This window comes from Paenibacillus amylolyticus (assembly GCF_047302515.1).
Lineage (GTDB): Bacteria > Bacillota > Bacilli > Paenibacillales > Paenibacillaceae > Paenibacillus > Paenibacillus amylolyticus_G.
Genome location: NZ_CP168019.1, coordinates 4,954,848 through 4,968,146, shown reverse-complemented (window position 1 = coordinate 4,968,146; position 13,299 = coordinate 4,954,848). Strand labels below are relative to the sequence as shown.

At 48.5% G+C, this 13,299-nt stretch carries 13 protein-coding genes and 2 riboswitches; of the genes, 6 read left to right on the top strand and 7 right to left on the bottom strand.

Going from position 1 to position 13,299, the window contains the following annotated elements; translation table 11 throughout:
- Window positions 1-48 precede the first annotated feature (48 nt).
- Window positions 49-531, top strand: a complete 483-nt coding sequence (locus ACDJ59_RS21635) for a hypothetical protein (protein ID WP_413405670.1) — start codon at window positions 49-51, stop codon at window positions 529-531.
- A 539-nt stretch (window positions 532-1,070) separates the two neighbouring features.
- Here ACDJ59_RS21635 and ACDJ59_RS21630 read toward each other — a convergent pair.
- The 7 genes from ACDJ59_RS21630 to ACDJ59_RS21600 form a co-directional block, all read right to left on the bottom strand.
- Window positions 1,071-1,814: a MerR family transcriptional regulator gene (locus ACDJ59_RS21630; RefSeq protein ID WP_413405668.1), complete on the bottom strand. Its 744-nt coding sequence runs from the start codon at window positions 1,812-1,814 to the stop codon at window positions 1,071-1,073.
- Between the two features lie 320 nt (window positions 1,815-2,134).
- Window positions 2,135-2,800, bottom strand: a complete 666-nt coding sequence (gene thiE / locus ACDJ59_RS21625; RefSeq protein ID WP_413405666.1) for a thiamine phosphate synthase — start codon at window positions 2,798-2,800, stop codon at window positions 2,135-2,137.
- Entirely contained in the window at window positions 2,800-3,612 is an 813-nt protein-coding gene (thiD, locus tag ACDJ59_RS21620; RefSeq protein ID WP_047841697.1) for a bifunctional hydroxymethylpyrimidine kinase/phosphomethylpyrimidine kinase, read from the bottom strand. The genes thiE and thiD overlap by 1 nt, the downstream gene beginning before the upstream one ends.
- A complete protein-coding gene (gene thiM / locus ACDJ59_RS21615; RefSeq protein ID WP_413405664.1) occupies window positions 3,609-4,421 on the bottom strand; it encodes a hydroxyethylthiazole kinase in 813 nt (270 codons plus the stop codon). The genes thiD and thiM overlap by 4 nt, the downstream gene beginning before the upstream one ends.
- A gap of 166 nt (window positions 4,422-4,587) precedes the next feature.
- Window positions 4,588-5,661 carry an ABC transporter substrate-binding protein gene (locus ACDJ59_RS21610; protein ID WP_413405662.1) on the bottom strand — a complete coding sequence of 358 codons (1,074 nt, stop codon included), beginning with the start codon at window positions 5,659-5,661 and terminating at the stop codon, window positions 4,588-4,590.
- A gap of 53 nt (window positions 5,662-5,714) precedes the next feature.
- A complete protein-coding gene (locus tag ACDJ59_RS21605; RefSeq protein ID WP_413405660.1) occupies window positions 5,715-6,533 on the bottom strand; it encodes an ABC transporter permease in 819 nt (272 codons plus the stop codon).
- Entirely contained in the window at window positions 6,523-7,287 is a 765-nt protein-coding gene (locus ACDJ59_RS21600) for an ABC transporter ATP-binding protein (RefSeq protein ID WP_413405658.1), read from the bottom strand. Before ACDJ59_RS21600 ends, ACDJ59_RS21605 begins: the two co-directional genes overlap by 11 nt.
- Window positions 7,288-7,445: 158 nt before the next feature.
- Window positions 7,446-7,548: riboswitch (TPP riboswitch) on the bottom strand.
- A 217-nt stretch (window positions 7,549-7,765) separates the two neighbouring features.
- Here ACDJ59_RS21600 and ACDJ59_RS21595 point away from each other — a divergent pair.
- The 5 genes from ACDJ59_RS21595 (at window position 7,766) to ACDJ59_RS21575 (ending at window position 13,230) form a co-directional block, all read left to right on the top strand.
- Window positions 7,766-8,641: a radical SAM/SPASM domain-containing protein gene (locus tag ACDJ59_RS21595; RefSeq protein WP_036606150.1), complete on the top strand. Its 876-nt coding sequence runs from the start codon at window positions 7,766-7,768 to the stop codon at window positions 8,639-8,641.
- 350 nt (window positions 8,642-8,991) lie between these two features.
- Window positions 8,992-9,660 (top strand): pectate lyase, encoded by a 669-nt coding sequence (locus tag ACDJ59_RS21590; RefSeq protein WP_413405656.1) that lies wholly within the window; start codon window positions 8,992-8,994, stop codon window positions 9,658-9,660.
- Window positions 9,661-9,832: 172 nt separating this feature from the next.
- Window positions 9,833-9,943, top strand: a riboswitch (TPP riboswitch).
- A 352-nt stretch (window positions 9,944-10,295) separates the two neighbouring features.
- The gene (locus ACDJ59_RS21585; RefSeq protein WP_036672660.1) at window positions 10,296-10,889 is read left to right on the top strand and encodes an ECF transporter S component; all 594 of its coding nucleotides are present in this window, start codon (window positions 10,296-10,298) and stop codon (window positions 10,887-10,889) included.
- The gene (locus tag ACDJ59_RS21580) at window positions 10,890-12,461 is read left to right on the top strand and encodes an ABC transporter ATP-binding protein (protein WP_413405654.1); all 1,572 of its coding nucleotides are present in this window, start codon (window positions 10,890-10,892) and stop codon (window positions 12,459-12,461) included.
- The gene (locus ACDJ59_RS21575; RefSeq protein WP_413405652.1) at window positions 12,436-13,230 is read left to right on the top strand and encodes an energy-coupling factor transporter transmembrane component T family protein; all 795 of its coding nucleotides are present in this window, start codon (window positions 12,436-12,438) and stop codon (window positions 13,228-13,230) included. The genes ACDJ59_RS21580 and ACDJ59_RS21575 overlap by 26 nt, the downstream gene beginning before the upstream one ends.
- Window positions 13,231-13,299: the final 69 nt, after the last annotated feature.

Sequence of the window (13,299 nt, the reverse complement as noted above, 5' to 3'; positions counted from 1 at the left end):
TGAATTCTGGAAAAGAAGCATATGCATGACTCAGGAGGGAAAGACAACGTGGAAGAGAAACAAGGAGTTAAAATCGGTATGCCGATTATTGGTGGCTTAATTGCAGCCATTCTGGGAGGCATCGTATGGGCAGCTATTGCTGCAATGACCGAGTATGAGGTGGGATTAATTGCGATTTTGATTGGAGCGCTCACGGGTTACGCAGTTGTGTTGTTCTCCAATAAACAAATTGCAACGGTACATAAGATTATTGCCGTACTGTTTGCACTCGTCGGCATTTTGCTGGGGAAATATCTGACGGTGGTATATTTTACTTCCGAACTGTTTGGTGATGTAAGCGTGATGGAACTTGTGTTTGATAGCGAGATGATCAGTGCGTTTGTGGAAACCTTCCAGGAGTATTTCAGCCAACCGATTGATTTGTTATTTATTGCGCTTGCGATTGTGTCTGCATGGCAGATTCCTGGCCGGATGGCGAGAACGAGTCTAGCTACGGATGCATCTTCATCGGATCATGCGCCAAGAGCTTAATCGGATAGACGGTGGACGCTGGCAGCAAAATGAAGAACGTTTGACAGAAGAAACTTAATGCTCATCATCCTAAGCACTTGTGAAAAGGTTATATCGAAGGACTGGGAGCAGAATAAAAACGTAGTAACGAGCATTAACTTTAGAAGATATTTATAAAGTACTCAGAGTGAGCAGCAGTTAGGCATGTTCACATTGCGGCTGAGTTACTTGCATACATAAAAGGGACGATACGCCTGAGGGTGTACGTCCCTTTTGTGTATTCACCAGGTAGGGGGTGGGATATTGCTCATAACTTTTGCAACAATTCGGATCGATTTAAATTACTTACCACATAACCCGAGTAAATGTTAATTACAAGAAAGATAGGGTCACCCCAGGAGGTAGGTTTAAATATCCGAATGGTCATTTACAGCGAATAAAGCTGATGACGAGAATATTTTTTACAGGAAAGGGGGTAACTTCCAGACTATCGTTTACAGTCCACATCTGACGGCAATGAGAGTTGAATAATACTGTATGTGGTTGAAGACAGGGCTATATTATTTGTTTTGGTCAGCAAATACAGCCATAGCATCTCTCATAAATACTGCCAAACCATCGCCAAACTGATCAATATTACGCGTGAAGCGTTCATCGTCCACGTACATCTGACCAAGTCCTCTAAAGGCTTCAGGTGAGTAGCTTCCCATTTGGTTTAGCCAAGTGAACCACTCTTTGATGCCTGCCTGTGCCTCCTCAGATGCTGGTTCTATGTGACGAAGTGAAGCCAGATGTTTGTAGATTTCGTTCATTTGATCGGATAGAGCCTTCTGATCTGTGGTTGATTTACTGTGCAGCTTCTGATTTGCGTGATCGACGGCATGGTCTCCCCAACGTTCCCGCGCTTCTTGTTCATACGGATTCTGGCTAAAATCAAATCCTTCGAATTGTTCTTTGGCCGTCATTTTAATTTCTCCTCTCACGTGTAAAACCGTTCTATCAATGGTAGCAATCATTTGGTCCAAGCGTTGTCGCTTCTCCAATAGAATAAGTCGATGCATGTTTAGTGCTTCTTCTGGATTGAAGGAGGGGTCGGTTATAATGTTTTTGATCTCCTTCAGAGAGAAGTCGAGTTCCTTGAAAAACAAAATCTGCTGCAACCGTTCCAGGTTGGCATCTGAATATAATCGATACCCGGCAGAAGTCACTTCGTCCGGGGTTAATAGTCCGATCTCATCATAGTGATGCAGTGTGCGCACACTGATCGAGGCAAGCTCGGTAACTTCTTTTACCTTCATGGCCATGTGTGAAACCTCCTTACAACACCGATTGTACAGTGTCACGTTACGTGAGAGTCAACCGTTGAAAATGAAAAAAACAAGATGCGAGCATAGAAGCTGCATCTTGATCATGGATTGATGACTGGATGTGAATAGATGTGATGAAATTATTGTGTCATTCAGTCACTGTAGGGTAGCGGATGCGCTTCTAAGTCGAAGACATGGGTGGCTGCCGCGCCGCGGGGGTGTTTTGAGGCTCCTCTGTTATGGAGAGGAGGTCGAATGGTTGTGGCTGCACCATGTTCGGTGCAGCCCACGGGGCTGGCAGTGCAGGGAGAGCAGGGCTACGCCTGCATCCCGCGCACTGCCGCAGCGAACTGCGCAGCCGCTGCGCGCACGTCGGCCGCGCCCGCGATGGCGGAGATGACGGCTACGCCGTCGGCTCCAGCCGCCATCACGGCGGCCGTGGTATCGGGCGTAATGCCGCCGATACCCACAATCGGAACTGCGATGCATGCGGCGCGCAGTTCCGCCACCCCTGCGGGGCCCAGCACAGCGTGGGCATCCGCTTTGGAGCGCGTCGGGTACATGGGCCCGACGCCAAGATAGTCGGCGCCCGCCTGCACGGCACGGCGCGCCTCATCCACAGAGTGGGCGGATACGCCAAGCATCCGCCCATCTCCAATGCGGGCGCGTACTAGCAACGCGTCCGCATCCTCCTGGCCGACATGCACGCCGTCGGCCTCCACCGCTACAGCCAGCTCCACATCATCGTTCACGATGAACGGGACCCCGTGCTGGCTGCACACCTCGCGAAGCCGCATCGCAAGCGTTATGCGAGCTTCGTGAGCCAGGGCGCCAGTTCCCTTTTCACGGAACTGGAACAGCGTAATGCCGCCAGCAATGGCCTGGCGCAGCACTTCCACCGGGTCTTGCGTTATATTGACGCTGCCCATCACCAAATACACCTGCATTGCGCGTCGTACCGCTTCTGCATCCCAAGGGCGCATCACTGCTCACCCCGCTGTCTGCGCTGATACGCAAAATGATTTGTCGGCCCATGTCCGGCCCCAATCCCCAGCTCATCTTCGATGGCTGCCTGAATGAATGCTCGCGCGGTCGTAACGGCAGCCAGAACAGGTGAACCCTTGGCTAACTCTGCGGTGATGGCAGCAGAGTATGTACAGCCTGTTCCGTGTGTATGACGTGTTACCACACGAACATTCTCCAGATAATGAAAAGACTGCCCATCGTAGAGCACATCCACGATCATGCCACTTCCTTCATCATGACCACCTTTGACCAAAGCATACGTCGAGCCCATCTGTACAATCCGTCTTGCGGCTTCTTCCCGCTGGCTCAGATTGGTGATAGACATCCCGGTAAGCAGTTCCGCTTCCGGAATATTGGGTGTTGTGATCAGGGCATGGGGCAACAGATCCGTAACCAACGCCTTTACAGCTTCCTGCTGGAGAAGGGGGGCGCCACCTTTGGCTACCATCACAGGGTCGATGACCAGATTTGACCAACGGTATTGCTGCCATTTCTCAGCCACTAGACGAATAATCTCGGCACTATATAACATGCCGGTCTTCGTTGCGGTTGGTTGAAAGTCTTCGCCGGTCGAGTCCAATTGCTGGGCAATGCCATCGTAAGGGATGGGAAAAACGCCCTGCACACCTGTTGTATTTTGGGCAGCAATAGCGGTGATAACGGTCATGCCGTATACACCAAGTTCTTGGAATGTTTTCAAATCGGCCTGAATGCCTGCGCCGCCCCCGTTATCGGAGCCTGCAATGGTTAGCGCTTGAGCAATACTCATACTGCACCTCCACGGATCTGACGGATCTGTGCGCGTTCTGCCAAGAGGTCTGGTGTTACTTGTGCCAATTGATTCAACAATTCAATCTGGAAGCTGCCCGGCCCCTGATGAGCTGTCCGCTCTGCCGCCAGTTCAGCTGCTACACCATAAAACGCGAGCGCTTCAACAATACTGCCTATAAGATCGGCTCCTGATTCCGCTATGGCTGTAAAAGCACCAATCACCGAACTGAGCAGACAGCCAGCACCTGTGACCTGAGTGAGCAGGGCATGACCATTACTCGTGAGGAATGTGGATTGTCCATCAGTAATGATATCTTCTTTTCCGGTAATGACCACGACACAGCCAAGTTTATGCGCTGCCCGCTCCGCAATGCCGATTCGGTCGCCCTCACCTGATCCTGCATCCACACCTTTGATACTCCAACTCTCACCGATGACATTGGCGACCTCCGCCACATTGCCGCGCAGTACTGTGAGACGAAGTTCACGAACGAGCATTTGCACGGTTTCCGTGCGATATGTGGTTGCGCCAGCTCCAACCGGATCAAGCACCACAGGCACGTGATGCGCATTAGCCGATTGGCCTGCCAGACGGATTGCCTGAACGACTTTGTCATCGAGAGTACCAATGTTGAGTACTACAGCTCCTGACATCTTGGCGACATCAGCGACCTCTTCATGAGCATAGGCCATAAAAGGGGACGCACCTAGTGCAAGCAGGCCATTGGCTGTGAAGGGAGCCACGACAAGGTTGGTGATATTGTGTACCAGCGGATTTTGCGTACGAACACGTTCCAGATAAGACATATAAATTCCTCCTTGTTTTGAAGTAACCCCATCGGTAAAAGACCGGTATGAAGGGTCACTCAGCAGAATAATAGGATATGAGTCTCCTTGTTGAGTTGGGGCGCAGAGTCTAACAACAGCCAGATGCATTAATGCGGGAAAAGCAGAAATGTAAAATCTAAATCATTTACTTTCCTTGCAGATGAATAAAAGCATCCTCGGCTTTCACCGATTCAGGAATCAAATCCTGTTCAACGAGCCATGTACGTACATTTTCCCACGACTCCATTTCCTGCTGACCAAACGGTTGGCCTTCTTCATTCATGAGTGGTAGCAGAATCGCCAGGCTTTTGGTTTCGATCTCCGGGTCAAGCGGAGACGTTTCATTCTCATGAGCGAGCAGAATATTCAAGGCTTCTTCTGGATGCTCCGTTACATATTTCTGTCCTTCCTGGGCCGCTTTGACGAACCGGGTAAGTTGGTCTTTTTTTGCTTCAATGCCAGCTTCACTTGCGGTCAGGACCAATTCATAATAATCAGGCACACCATAATCGACGGGGTTAATCGATTTCATGGCATGTCCTTCTTTCTCCAAAATCAATTGTTCATGGTTAATAAAACCACCCATAACCGCATCTGCCTGTCCGGAAGCCAGCGAAGGAATCAGATCGAACCCAACGTCAACCAGATTCATGTTATCTGGGTTTCCACCATCGTGGCTGATCATCGTACGCACCATCGCTTCATACAGAGGAATTGAGGAATAACCAACAGTTTTTCCTTCAAGATCTTTGGGTGAGCTCACGTTGCCATTTGCTTCGGTCAACAGATGCACAAGTGGGTGGCGAACAACAGCAGCAATGGAACGTACAGGAATGTTCTCGCCACGTGCGAGCAAGATTTGGGGCTGGTAGCTTAGAGCCAGATCAATTTTTTCGGCAGCAACAAGTTTGAGTGAATCATTGGTATCCGCAGGCATCTGAATTTCGACATCGAGACCTTGATCTGCAAAGTATCCTTTTTCTTGAGCAACGTAGATGAAGGAATGTACTGCATTCGGGTACCAGTCGAGCATGATGGACAGTTTATCTTTGGCGTTTGATGCTGGCTCGGTTGCAGACTTGTCAGTTTGTTGTTCGTTGGTTGCAGAGTCTGTTGTTGGTGTGTTTTTGCTGGTATTCGTGGTGCTGCATCCACTGACGATCAGCAAAAGGCTAATGAGCACGATGGGAAGCAGGGAGTATATACCTTTGTTATTCATAAATGAAGTTCCTCATTTCATCGTTTTGTTTACATCTAATTTCTGTCTAAGTATTATCCAACTTTTCTTTTGCCTCCATGACCATGACGCCGTAAGCTAAACCGTTTCTCCAGCCAGGCAATTAGTACAAACAAAACGATCCCAAGCAGGGATAACAGCAAAATGGCTGCAAACATCGCATCCGTGTTCATGTTGCTGGACATACGACGGCTGAAGTACCCTAGACCTTTGCTGCCACCGAGCCATTCGCCAATCGTTGCCCCAACCACGCAGTACACCACAGACATCTTTAGCCCCGAGAAAAAAGAGGGAAGTGCCAGTGGAACCTGGAGTTTGCGAAAAATATCCCACTTGCTGGCGCCCATGGTGAGCAGCAGTTCACGCTGCTCCGGATCGCCTTGGCGGAGTCCATCGTAGGTACTGACCACAATGGGGAAGAATGCGATTAAGAACACCACCGCAACTTTGCTCCACAACGTGTAACCAAACCACAAGATAAATACGGGGGACAGAGCAATCAGCGGTATGGTCTGACTGATCACGATGAAGGGATACAAGGCCTTTTCAATCGATCGGTTCATATGCATGCCTGTTGCTAGCGTAATTCCAGTCACTATGGATAAGACAAAACCAACAACAACCTCCATAAAGGTAGCAGGCAGATGGATGGTCAACAGCAGATGACGATGCTCAACAAGTGAGCCTGCGATGGCCGTGGGTGCAGGAATGATGAAGGAAGGCACCCATCCCATACGCACAATCACTTCCCAGATCGCCAGTAATAAGAACATGAGCAGAATAAACAAACCATATTGGGAAAACCACTTTGAACACCACGTCCAAACGCTAACCTCAGCTCTATCATTTTGCATGCAATTGTTCCTCCAGTTGTTGCCTCATCTGCACGAGAGCCAGTTCGTAGATCATGTCCGAATGCCTTGGGCGTGGTAAAGGAACTGTCATCTCCCGCAACTGCTGACCTTGTCCCCCAGGAGTTAACAGAATGATACGGTCACTTAACAGCAGGGCTTCTTCGATGTCATGTGTAATGAACAGCACGGTTTGGCCAAAGCCCTCCCACAGCTCCAGCAACCAGCGATGCATTTCTCGTTTGGTTAAAGCGTCGAGTGCACCGAAGGGTTCATCCAGCAACATGAGCTGCCCGCCTGTAAGCAAGGTACGAAGCAATGCCACCCGCTGCCGCATGCCACCGGACAATTCATCTGGATAGGCCTGTTCATAACCCGACAGGCCGAACCTTGCCAACCCAGCTAGGATGTTGGCCCGTAACTTGTCCTTGTCCTGTCGGCCTGGTGCCAGCTCAGAAGGCAGCATGCAGTTCTCCATGACGGTACGCCAGGATAACAGCAGATCTTTCTGCGGCATATAAGCGACTCGTCCGAGCCGTTGTCCTTGTGGTACATCAGCTATATCGATGGTGCCAACGGTTGGCTCATGCAAGCCTGCGAGCAGCTTGAAGAGTGTGCTTTTACCTGATCCGCTGGAGCCAATGAGCGAGACAAATTCTCCTTGTTGGACCTGAAGCGACACATTGGCGAGCACGGGTGAATCCTTTTTTTCAGGAAAAGCGAAGCTAACGTTCTCAATGGTTACATGGTTTCTCATCTGATCCTCACCCCCTTGATGTCAGACTGCTGGAATAACAACGGCATCCTATACTCTGCAAAAGGAACAAAAAAGACCCACCCATTTCCGGAGAAATGAGTGGGTCTGTAAGTTAAATCCGCAATTTATCTTCACATACATGAAAAAATTCCGCTTACTAAAAGGCCGCTCCACTTCCCTCCGCTGGTATGGTCCAGATCAGGTTCAAAGGGTCCGAATAGTCATATTCGTCTCAGCCGCAAGGCTCCCCTAGTGCAAAAGTTCAAGATATGCAGTTGTGTGTTCAGCATATATCACTCGAACATGAACTGTAAAGAGGCAGCATGATAGAATTCTTGAGATGAACTTGGAGTCAGACCCGAACAACTGAACAATTTACCTGGGCTCCCTAACCCGATATAATAGTGGTGGCGCATATTGGCCGGATCACAAATGCAGGCGGGATTGTTCTCCCTCCGAAGCAGAATGGGGACCCGAGTTGAAAACGTTCAAAAAAGTATATATTGAGATCACGAGTATCTGCAATCTGGCATGCAGCTTCTGTCCGCAGACACAGCGTGCCAAAGGATTCATTGACCCTGAAGTCTTCAACAATATACTGGATCAAGTTAAACCACACACCAATCATATTTATCTACATGTCAAAGGTGAACCCTTGTTGCATCCCAAAATAGATCTGTTGCTCGATTCCGCACATGAGAAGGGACTCAAGGTGAACATTACAACGAATGGTACACTGCTGCCCAAGACTCAGCATAAATTGCTTGGCAAACCGGCGCTGCGGCAGATGAATTTCTCCCTGCACAGCTTCGATGGGCATGAAGGTTCAACAGACCGTGACGGATACCTGCGTCATATTTTGTCCTTTGTACACGAGGCCGTTAAGCACAATGTCATCATCTCATTTCGGTTGTGGAATCTGACGCAGGATAACTTCACAAATGCTCAGATGAATCGAAATCGGGAGACCCTTGAAGTATTGGAACGTGAATTCAATCTGGACTTCCGCATTGAGGAAAAAGTAGTTCCAGGCAGCGGGGTCAAAATTGCCCCGAATGTATACCTGAATCAGGACCATGAGTTCCAGTGGCCAAGCCTGGATGCACCTGAAGATGACGGCAAAGGCTTCTGCCATGCACTTCGCGGTCAGGCAGCTGTGCTTGTAGATGGAACGGTGGTTCCATGCTGTCTCGATGGCGAGGGTGTGATTAACCTGGGTAATGTGCACGAGAAGTCATTCTCGGAGATTATTGAGGGTGAGCGAGCGAACAATCTGGTATATGGCTTCTCCAAGCGGGAAGCTGTAGAAGAGTTGTGTAGAAAGTGCGGTTATCGTCAGAGATTTGGAGCCTGATATCTTATATCAGCAAGCCAGAAGACATTCAAGATCACACATTTGGAGACAAATGTAGTGGTCTTTCTTTGTTACCGGGGATTAAAGTGAGGGGTACATACGTTACAAATGAGCATACCAGAGGTTGATATCAGCATATTGTTTGAGGGACCTGGCATGCAAAAAATGCCAATATGACAGGGATTGTGCGATGTCATGATATATCTGATCTAATGATTATTCTATTTTCCTTCCTTATTTGGTAGGATTAGGTTGTGGGTCGGACAGAGGTGCACCTCTGACGAACTTCCAATACAAGCCGAGGCTTGTATGCTACCAAAAAAACGAGAGAATAAGGGAGGAATAAAGTTATGAAAAAAATGTTGACGTTGTTGCTGTCCGCTGGTTTGGTTGCTTCTATATTTGGTGCCGTTCCGGCTGCGGCTGCACCTACCGTTGTAAATTCAACCATTGTGGTTCCAAAGGGCACGACCTATGACGGCCAAGGTAAAACATTTGTAGCCAATCCTTCCACACTGGGCGACGGATCTCAAGCAGAAAATCAGAAGCCAGTCTTCCGTCTGGAGGCAGGGGCCACGCTCAAAAACGTAAACATTGGATCACCAGCTGCTGATGGTGTTCACTGTTATGGTAACTGTAATATATCGAATGTAGTCTGGGAGGACGTAGGCGAGGATGCTCTGACATTGAAGTCTGCCGGAACGGTTAACATTACCGGTGGGGCAGCGTATAAGGCTTATGATAAAGTGTTCCAGATGAATGCAGCTGGAACAATTAACATCAAAAATTTCCGTGCAGACGATATTGGCAAGCTGGTTCGTCAAAATGGTGGAACTTCCTTCGCGGTTAACATGACGCTGGATAACTCCAACATTTCCAATGTGAAAGATTCGATTTTGCGTACAGACAGCAGCACATCACAAGGGAAAATTACGAATACCCGTTATTCCAAAGTACCAACGTTGTTCAAGGGGTTTGCTTCAGGGAAAACGAGCCAGTCTGGGAACACGCAATATTAAGAACAGGGATACCTTGGAATACGGATTGAAGGCGTGTACGGATAAGGTAGCCATTTCACATCGTGAAGTATGTCCAAAAGGCATCCAGGGGGATGCCTTTCCCTATGCCAACTTTTGATTTTTGTAGAGACCATTGCCACAAATACCCATCTGATGTACATTAGAAGCAATGAAATAAGTGAACCGGGAGCTCAATGAAGTTGGGCTGAGAGAGTGGCCTTGTGCCGCTGACCGTACATCTGATCTGGGTAATGCCAGCGTAGAGAACATGGATTTGCGATATGTAAGGGTGAATTGTGGGAATGAACGTGGATGAACAACAGACCTCTATAAACTGTGGTGGTGTATCTGCCAGGGCGGAGGGGTGCTGGTTGATATTCCGTATTTTCGACATCCATCCAATACATCATTGTGAGGATTGTACACTGTACGTAAGGCCTTCCCGGAACCGGGGAGGCTTTTTCGTTTATTTTTAGAGGTTGTTCAAAAAGTCTGCTTTTGATTACGAAGGATGCCTGACGGCATCATCAGCATCGAATATGGAATTCATCCCATCATCTTGGTACTGAAAACCAGTCTTTTTGAACACACACTTTTACAATCCCCACAGGGAACAAAGGAAGGACGTAGAGAACATGGCAACAACAGCAGGCAACAAGCGATTGAAACTAACGGATATTCTGGTAACCATCGTGATCGCAGTAGTGTTTGGGGTGATTTACAAGATATGGGGACCTACATATGACCTGATGAAACCATTTGGCGTTCATGCGGAGCAGATGATCTACGGCATGTGGTTTATGGCGGGCACGTTTGCTTTTGTTATCATTCGTAAACCAGGCGTGGCTATTCTTGCCGAAGTTGCGGCTTCAACGGTAAGTGCTTTTCTGGGTAGTGAATGGGGCATGTCCACACTTGTATACGGTCTGTTGCAAGGATTGGGAGCCGAGATATTCTTCGCCGCATTTTTGTATCGCAAAACCAATCTGTTTGTCACCTGTCTTGCAGCCATAGGAGCCGCAGCGGCTTCGCTTTTGCTGGATTATCAGTACGGGTATATTGATTCACTCTCGGCCTGGAACTATACGTTATTTATCGGATTCCGCTTCATCGGAAGCATCTTGATTGCAGGAGTGTTCGCTTATTATCTCGCCAAAGCATTGGAACTAACCGGTGTAACGCGTTCGCTCAGACCGGTATCCAAACAAGATTATGAGGCGCTGGATTAGATGAACGGGGAAGGGAATTCGCAAGCGGTAAGTGTCACAAATCTAAGATGCAAGTTCCCGGGAGAGAAAGCCTTGGTATTTCAAGGCTTGTCTCTTTCTGTGCGTCAAGGAGAGAAAGTGCTGCTGCTTGGCCCAAGTGGCTCCGGTAAATCGACGTTATTGCAAATTTTGAGCGGTCTGATACCACGTTCGGTTGAGATTCCGATGAAATGTGATGATATTCAGGTTCCCGCCAAAGCAGGAGTGGTCTTTCAAGATCCGGATACCCAGTTCTGTATGTCCTTTACGGATGAAGAGATCGCATTTGTTCTGGAAAACCGAAATATTCTGCGTGAAGAGATGCCTGCTCTGATTGAATATTATCTGAAACAAGTGGGGTTATCCTTTGAACAGAATCGTGTATTAATCCAGTCCATGTCTCAGGGGATGAAGCAGCGTCTTGCGATTGCTTCGATGCTTGCCATGGACCCGGAGGTATTGTTTTTGGATGAACCCACTGCACTGCTGGATGATGAGGGGACTTCCCAGGTGTGGGATACCGTCAAACGAATCGCCAGTGACAAAACAATCATCATCGTGGAACACAAAATAAACAAGATTGTGGATATGGTCGATCGCATCATTGTGTTATCAACTGAAGGAAAGATTGTGGCAGATGGGCCAGCACAGCAGGTATTTACAGATGAACGGGGCAAGCTGAAGGCTTATGGAATCTGGTATCCGGGTGTGTGGGATGAGCACGAGCAGGCAGCTAAGGAAGAAGAGGGAAGTACTTCTGGAGAGCTTCAAGTGTGTGTGGACCACGGCATCTCAAGTTTGGAAGCACAGCAATCGTCTGGCTTATCCGATACAACGGGTATATCCCCCATATCTCACGTCTCATCCTTATCACCTGTATCACCCGCTTATCTGCCTGCACTGGACTTGCAACAGTTCACCGGATGGCGTGGGAAAACACCCTTCATTCAGGTGGAGCAGGCCAAGGTATGGCATGGAGACTGGATTGGTATTGTCGGAGCCAATGGAGCTGGCAAGAGTTCATTGTTGTTATCTCTGATGAATATTCTGAAAACAACAGGTCTTTATGAGGTGGACGGTCAGCCTTCTGGCAAAACGGAGCAGCTTGCAGATCGAATTGCGTTTGTATTTCAGAACCCGGAGTTTCAATTTGTGACCAACACCGTCGCGGAAGAAGTGGAATTCTCATTGCTGGGGGGCAGGCTTACAACGGAAGAAAGACTTGCCAGGACTGATCATATGTTGAATCAATTTGGACTAATCGACCTCTCCGAGCGCCATCCCTACCAATTATCGATGGGGCAGAAACGACGCTTGAGCGTTGCCTCTGCACTGGTGAGAGAGCAGCGAATACTGCTGTTGGATGAACCTACTTTTGGACAGGATGCCCGCAATACGTTTGCCATGTTAGCACAGCTGGAGCAGTTGCGGAGAGAGGGAACAGCCATTGTTATGGTTACCCATGATTGTGAAATTGTAAAAAGATATTGCACCCGAATCTGGACGGTAGGTGAGGGGAGGTTAACTGATGCAACTGTCGTTTCCTCACCGTGAAACCTGGCTCCATAACGTCAATCCGGGATTAAAGATGATCATTCTGACGATGATGTTTGTCATCGTTATCCTCATTCACAATCTGAATGTAATGGCCAACGTTGCGGTGGCGATGATGCTATTACTGTGCTGGACAGGTCATCCATGGTATAGATTGATGCTGTACGCATCACCATTCATTCTGGTGTTTATCTCCACGTCTACAGGTATGATGATGTTTGGTAAGGGCGAGACCACATGGTATAAGTGGGGACTGATCCACATAACCGAAGAGAGTTTCTATCGCGGTCTACACTTGGGTTTTCGCTCGTTGAGCATGGCAGCGGCTGGCTTGCTGTTCGGACTGACAACGAAGCCGGTACGGCTGTTTTATTCACTGATGCAGCAGTGGAAGCTTCCCGCAAAATATGCCTATAGCTTTCTGGCCGCGATGCGCATGATCCCCATTTTGCTGGATGAATTCCAGACGCTCCGTTATGCGATTCGTATTCGTGGAACACAGCAACGTGGCTCTCGCTGGAATGTGTATGGTACACTCAAGCGTTACGCTATTCCGCTGCTGGCACAGAGTATTCGCCGTGCACAGCGAATGGCGGTAGCGATGGAAGCGAAAGGGTTCACGGATGGCGCGAGCCGCACGTATTACATTCAGATTGGCTATTCGCGAGCTGATCTGTGGTTTGTATTTTATTATATGCTCACCTTAACAGCTGCTTATTACATCGGGGTTACCTTTCCTTATCATGCTACGATGGTGGATGTAAGGTAATACGGGCAGATAGATAGAAATATATTGAGGTAAACGGTAACTTTTTCCTTTTTACTGCGTCTCTATTGG

What these genes read in the sequence shown, in the direction of transcription:
- ACDJ59_RS21600 (WP_413405658.1), bottom strand. Translation starts at nt 7,287, where the DNA reads ATGAGAAACCATGTAACCATTGAGAACGTTAGCTTCGCTTTTCCTGAA.
- ACDJ59_RS21580 (WP_413405654.1), top strand. Translation starts at nt 10,890, where the DNA reads ATGAACGGGGAAGGGAATTCGCAAGCGGTAAGTGTCACAAATCTAAGA.
- thiM (WP_413405664.1), bottom strand. Translation starts at nt 4,421, where the DNA reads ATGTCTTATCTGGAACGTGTTCGTACGCAAAATCCGCTGGTACACAAT.
- ACDJ59_RS21575 (WP_413405652.1), top strand. Translation starts at nt 12,436, where the DNA reads ATGCAACTGTCGTTTCCTCACCGTGAAACCTGGCTCCATAACGTCAAT.
- ACDJ59_RS21590 (WP_413405656.1), top strand. Translation starts at nt 8,992, where the DNA reads ATGAAAAAAATGTTGACGTTGTTGCTGTCCGCTGGTTTGGTTGCTTCT.
- ACDJ59_RS21610 (WP_413405662.1), bottom strand. Translation starts at nt 5,661, where the DNA reads ATGAATAACAAAGGTATATACTCCCTGCTTCCCATCGTGCTCATTAGC.
- ACDJ59_RS21585 (WP_036672660.1), top strand. Translation starts at nt 10,296, where the DNA reads ATGGCAACAACAGCAGGCAACAAGCGATTGAAACTAACGGATATTCTG.
- thiD (WP_047841697.1), bottom strand. Translation starts at nt 3,612, where the DNA reads ATGAGTATTGCTCAAGCGCTAACCATTGCAGGCTCCGATAACGGGGGC.
- ACDJ59_RS21630 (WP_413405668.1), bottom strand. Translation starts at nt 1,814, where the DNA reads ATGGCCATGAAGGTAAAAGAAGTTACCGAGCTTGCCTCGATCAGTGTG.
- thiE (WP_413405666.1), bottom strand. Translation starts at nt 2,800, where the DNA reads ATGCGCCCTTGGGATGCAGAAGCGGTACGACGCGCAATGCAGGTGTAT.
- ACDJ59_RS21605 (WP_413405660.1), bottom strand. Translation starts at nt 6,533, where the DNA reads ATGCAAAATGATAGAGCTGAGGTTAGCGTTTGGACGTGGTGTTCAAAG.